This window comes from Pseudomonas sp. SDO5522_S412, from assembly GCF_054071215.1.
In genome coordinates this window covers 1-4,543 of record NZ_JBSVWQ010000335.1, presented here as the reverse complement: position 1 = coordinate 4,543, position 4,543 = coordinate 1, and the positions used below count along the sequence as shown (strand labels likewise).

Here is a 4,543-nt window from a genome sequence, read left to right as displayed (position 1 = left end):
AGAATTTTGGGGCCGCTTCGCAGCCCAGCGGGAGCAAGCTCCCTCGCCACAACAAGCTCCCTCGCCACAGGTTATTTCAGTGGGCTTCCCCAGCCTTAAGCCCCGCCGGCAACGCCTTGGTCAACAAGATCGCCACCATGCTGATCCCCAACGCCAACCCTACAAAATGGAACGCATCGTTATAGGCCATGATCTGCGCCTGCTGATGCGCTATCTCACTCAACTTGCCCAACGCCGCCGTCTCACTGCCAAACGTCTCCGTCAGCCTGGCCATGCGCTCTGCCACCTGTGGATTGGTCGGCACAATCGCCTCACGCAGGTAATCAAAGTAGGTCTTGGTGCGTGCATCCAGCAGCGTCGCCAGCAACGCAATCCCGATCGCCCCGCCCAGGTTTCGCAGGATATTGAACAGGCTCGACGCCGACCCCGCGTCCTTCTGCATGATGTATGCCGTGGCAATCAGCGAAATTGTCACCATGATCAACGGCTGCCCCAGCGCACGGATGATCTGGATGCGGTTGAACTGGTCGCCGGCAAAGTCCGGGTTCAGCACCCCCGATGAAAAACTCGCCAACCCGAACAGCCCGAACCCCAGCGTACACAGCCATTTGGGCGACACGTACTTCATCAGCTTGGGCACCAGCGGAATCAAAAACAGCTGCGGAACCCCCATCCACATGATCACTTCGCCGATTTGCAGGGCGTTGTAGTTCTGGATCTGCGCCAGGTACAGCGGCAGCAGATAAATCGAGCCATACAACCCCACGCCCATCCCCAGGCTCGAAATACTCGACAGCCCGAAATTGCGATTGCCGAGGATGCGCAGGTTGATCAGCGGGTTGGGCTTGGACATCTGCACGATCACAAAGGTGATCAGGCTGAGCAGGGCGACAGTGCCCAAGCTGACAATCAGGCTGGATTCCAGCCAGTCCTTGCGATGGCCTTCTTCCAGAAACACCTGCAAACACCCAAGGCCCACGGCCATGGTGACAATGCCAAGATAGTCGGTGCTTTTGAGCAGGTCCCAGTTGGAGTCCTTTTTCTCCAGGCCGTACAGCAGCCCGGCGATCATGATCAGGCCCGGTGGGATGTTGATGTAGAAGATGTATTCCCAACCCCAGTTTTCCGTGAGCCAGCCGCCAATGGTCGGGCCGATGGACGGGGCGAAGGTGGCGGTCATGGCGAACATGGCCATGCCTTTGGCGCGGTGATGTTCGGGCAGCTTGATCAGCGTGAGGGTGAACGCCAGGGGGATCAGCGCGCCGCCGGTAAAGCCCTGCAGCGCGCGGAATACGATCATGCTTTCCAGGCTCCAGGCCATGGAGCACATCAGCGAGGCGATCAGGAACCCGCCCGAGACCCACACCGCCAGCCGACGCGCCGACAGCAGCTGCACCAGCCAGGCGGTGAGGGGGATCATGATGATTTCGGCCACAAGGTAGGAGGTGGAAATCCACGAACCTTCTTCCAGGGTGGCCGACAGCGCGCCCTGGATGTCCTTGAGGGACGAGTTGGTGATCTGGATGTCGAGCACTGCCATGAAGGCGCCGAGCATCACGCTCATCACTGCTATCCAGTCGCGCCGGCTCGGTTCGCCTACCGGCGGCAGCAGTTGATCACCGGCCATCGTGCGGGTCTTGGATGTTCACTTTGACCGTCACCGACATGCCCGGGCGGATTTTGCCCTGCAGCGGGTTGTCGGCGGCGAAGGTCAGTTTGACCGGAATCCGTTGTACGACTTTGGTGAAGTTGCCCGTGGCATTGTCCGGCGGCAGCAGGCTGAATTGCGCGCCGGAAGCGCCGAACAGGTTGGCGACGCGGCCTTCGATTGGAGTATCGCTGTAGGCGTCGAATGTCAGCTCGGCCTTTTGCCCGGGTTGCATGTGGCCGATCTGGGTTTCCTTGAAGTTGGCCTGCACCCAGATGTCCTGGTCCGGGACGATCGACAGCAGGTAGGCGCCGGCCTGTACGTATTGACCGTTGCGTGCGGCACGCTGGCCGATCAGGCCGCTGATGGGCGCGTGGATTTCGCTGCGGGTCAGGTTCAGTTCGGCCTGGGCCAGGTCAGTCCTGGCGTTGGCGATCATCGCGTCGAGGCGCTTGATCTCGGCGTTCAGGGCGTTGACCTGCTGGCGCTGGCCCTGCAGGTCGGCCTGGGCCATGGTCACCTGGGAGCGGGCGATGTGGTTGTCGGCGTCGAGGGTGGTGACCCGTTCTTCGGAGACATAGCCGGGTTTGCGCAGGGTTTGTGCGCGGTTCAGGTCGATCTGCGAGCGGCCGAGGGTGGCCTGGCTGGACGAGACCTTGGCTGCACCGGCGGCGATCAGGCTGGCTTGCTGGGTCAGTTTGCTCTGGGCCTGCACACGCTCGGCTTCGCGCATGGCCAGGGCGGCGTTGGCGCGGTCGACGGCGAGGTGGAAGTCGTCGCCTTCGAGCTTGACCAGCAGTTGGCCTTTTTCCACGTGCTCGTTGTCGCCCACCAGCACCTCGACGATGCGCGCACCCAGTTGGCTGGAGACCCGGGTGATCTCGCCCTGGACGTAGGCGTTGTCGGTGCTTTCATAAAAACGGCCCTTGAAGAACCACTGGGCGAAAAAGCCCGCGGCGATCAGGACCACGATAAACAGGAAGATAAACAGGCGGCGTTTGAGCGGGGCAGGCATGGCGATGATGTCGTCGACAAAAGGTAATGGAATATAGCCAGCGAACGGTCTGGCAAATAGCCATGTCGAGACTTGAGACCGGAGCTTGTCTCATATGCCCTTTGTTCGCCTCCCCACGCTGGAGCCCAAGGGCTTGGGGCTGTTACCATTCGCCCCTTGTTTCATTTTCAGTTTTATCGCCAATTCGAGACCCGCCATGACCACCGTCCGCACGCGCATCGCGCCATCGCCTACTGGGGATCCCCACGTAGGTACTGCTTACATCGCCTTGTTCAACTACTGCTTTGCCAAGCAGCATGGCGGTGAATTCATCCTGCGGATCGAAGACACCGATCAACTGCGCTCCACGCGCGAGTCGGAACAGCAGATTTTCGATGCCCTGCGCTGGTTGGGCATTACCTGGGCTGAAGGCCCGGACGTCGGCGGCCCCCACGGCCCGTATCGCCAGAGCGAGCGCAGCGACATCTACAAGCAGTACACCCAGCAACTGGTCGACATGGGCCATGCCTTCCCGTGCTTCTGCACCGCCGAAGAGCTGGACCAGATGCGCGCCGAGCAGCAGGCCCGTGGCGAAACCCCGCGTTATGACGGCCGCGCACTGCTGCTGTCGAAGGAAGAAGTGGCCCGGCGCCTGGCTGCCGGCGAGCCGCACGTTATCCGCATGAAGGTGCCGAGCGAAGGCGTGTGCGTGGTGCCGGACATGCTGCGCGGTGACGTCGAGATCCCGTGGGACCGCATGGACATGCAAGTGCTGATGAAGACCGACGGCCTGCCGACGTACTTCCTGGCCAACGTGGTGGACGACCACCTGATGGGCATCACCCACGTACTGCGTGGCGAAGAGTGGCTGCCATCGGCGCCGAAACTGATCCTGCTGTACGAGTACTTCGGCTGGGAACAACCGCAGCTGTGCTACATGCCGCTGCTGCGTAACCCGGACAAGAGCAAGCTGTCCAAGCGCAAGAACCCGACCTCGGTGACTTTCTACGAGCGCATGGGCTTCATGCCCGAAGCGATGCTCAACTACCTGGGCCGCATGGGCTGGTCGATGCCGGACGAGCGCGAGAAGTTCTCGTTGCAGGAAATGGTCGATAACTTCGACCTGTCCCGCGTGTCCCTGGGTGGGCCGATCTTCGACATCGAGAAGCTGTCGTGGCTCAACGGCCAGTGGCTGCGTGACCTGCCGGTGGAAGAGTTCGCCAGCCGCGTGCAGCAGTGGGCGTTGAACCCCGAGTACATGATGAAGATCGCGCCGCTGGTGCAGGGCAGGGTGGAGACCTTCAGCCAGGTCGCACCGTTGGCGAGTTTCTTCTTTGCCGGTGGCGTGAACCCGGACGTGAAGCTGTTTGAGTCGAAGAAACTCTCGGGTGACCAGGTTCGCCAGTTAATGCAGTTGATCCTGTGGAAGCTCGAAAGCCTGCGCCAGTGGGAGAAGGATGCGATTACCGCGACTATCCAGGCGGTGGTTGAATCCCTGGAGCTGAAATTGCGCGATGCCATGCCGCTGATGTTTGCCGCGATCACCGGGCAGGCGAGTTCGGTGTCGGTGCTCGATGCGATGGAAATTCTGGGCCCGGACCTGACTCGCTTCCGTCTGCGCCAAGCCCTTGATTTGCTTGGTGGTGTGTCGAAGAAAGAGAACAAGGAATGGGAAAAGCTGCTCGGCGCTATCGCTTAAGCACGCTGTTGTAACGGCCAAACCCCGGTTTTCCGGGGTTTGCTCGGTAAGTGATTGTTATCTCGGCAAAAAATTTTGAAAATTGTTGAAAATAAATTTGACACGTTTCGAATACGCCATTAAGATTCGCCCCGTCCTCACCGACGAGGGGCTATAGCTCAGCTGGGAGAGCGCTTGCATGGCATGCAAGAGGTCAACGGTT

Annotated in this window: 3 protein-coding genes; 1 reads left to right on the top strand and 2 read right to left on the bottom strand. The window is 60.5% G+C overall.

Going from position 1 to position 4,543, the window contains the following annotated elements:
* Window positions 1-76: 76 nt before the first annotated feature.
* Together ACW9I6_RS30870 and ACW9I6_RS30865 are read right to left on the bottom strand one after the other, a co-directional pair.
* Window positions 77-1,567: an MDR family MFS transporter gene (locus ACW9I6_RS30870; protein WP_457340188.1), complete on the bottom strand. Its 1,491-nt coding sequence runs from the start codon at window positions 1,565-1,567 to the stop codon at window positions 77-79.
* A 49-nt stretch (window positions 1,568-1,616) separates the two neighbouring features.
* Window positions 1,617-2,663, bottom strand: a complete 1,047-nt coding sequence (locus ACW9I6_RS30865; RefSeq protein WP_177028869.1) for an HlyD family secretion protein — start codon at window positions 2,661-2,663, stop codon at window positions 1,617-1,619.
* A 196-nt stretch (window positions 2,664-2,859) separates the two neighbouring features.
* Here ACW9I6_RS30865 and gltX point away from each other — a divergent pair, with 196 nt between their 5' ends.
* Window positions 2,860-4,341, top strand: a complete 1,482-nt coding sequence (gene gltX, locus ACW9I6_RS30860; RefSeq protein WP_003214464.1) for a glutamate--tRNA ligase — start codon at window positions 2,860-2,862, stop codon at window positions 4,339-4,341.
* The last annotated feature ends 202 nt before the right edge of the window (window positions 4,342-4,543 follow it).

Bases quoted from the DNA above. Each gene is read 5' to 3' on its own strand.
- ACW9I6_RS30865 (WP_177028869.1), bottom strand. From the start codon at position 2,663: ATGCCTGCCCCGCTCAAACGCCGCCTGTTTATCTTCCTGTTTATCGTG.
- gltX (WP_003214464.1), top strand. From the start codon at position 2,860: ATGACCACCGTCCGCACGCGCATCGCGCCATCGCCTACTGGGGATCCC.